This is a genomic window from Corynebacterium sp. CMW7794 (genome assembly GCF_001563605.1).
GTDB classification, from domain to species: domain Bacteria; phylum Actinomycetota; class Actinomycetes; order Mycobacteriales; family Mycobacteriaceae; genus Corynebacterium; species Corynebacterium phoceense.
In genome coordinates this window covers 1-512 of sequence record NZ_KQ961752.1, presented here as the reverse complement: position 1 = coordinate 512, position 512 = coordinate 1, and the positions used below count along the sequence as shown (strand labels likewise).

Annotated in this window: 1 pseudogene; it reads right to left on the bottom strand. The window is 63.5% G+C overall.

Annotation, left to right across the window (positions count from 1 at the left end):
* Nucleotides 1-512: pseudogene (locus tag HMPREF3227_RS13590) on the bottom strand (hypothetical protein); the annotation flags it as partial.

Genomic DNA, 512 nt, shown 5'->3' with positions numbered 1-512 from the left:
GCACTGAGCCGTCCGAGGCGCGGATGGTGACGTCTTCGCCTTCGCCGCGGCTAATCTTGTCCATCTCGTCGAGCTTGAGCACGACGTGGACCATGCGTCGCGGCGGCGCGAGCGTGGTTTCGCCTTCGACGAATTCTTTGAAGCCGTCCAAAAGCTTCTCTCGGGATTTCGGGGTCACGCCGGGCAGGCCGTTGGCGAAGTCGAGGAGGCCCGGGTCCTTGGTGAAGATGGTCAAGCGTGCCCACCCGTCTGGGGATTGGGTCAGCCGGGCGTATTCCTCTTTGGGCTTCTTCTCAATGTGTTTGGCAGCAACAGCGGGAATGTCTTCGGCGGCGGTGTCCGCGAGCAGTGCGCGCAGTGTGTCCTTGTTGGGGGCGGAGGCGATGAGGTTCTCGATCTTTTCCAGTACGCGTAGCGGGTGCTTGCGGCGGATCGCCGCCGCTCGGGCTTCGGCTTGGAGGGTCGTGGCCTTCGTGTTGCCGTAGTAGACCTTGTGCAGGCGGCGCACGAGA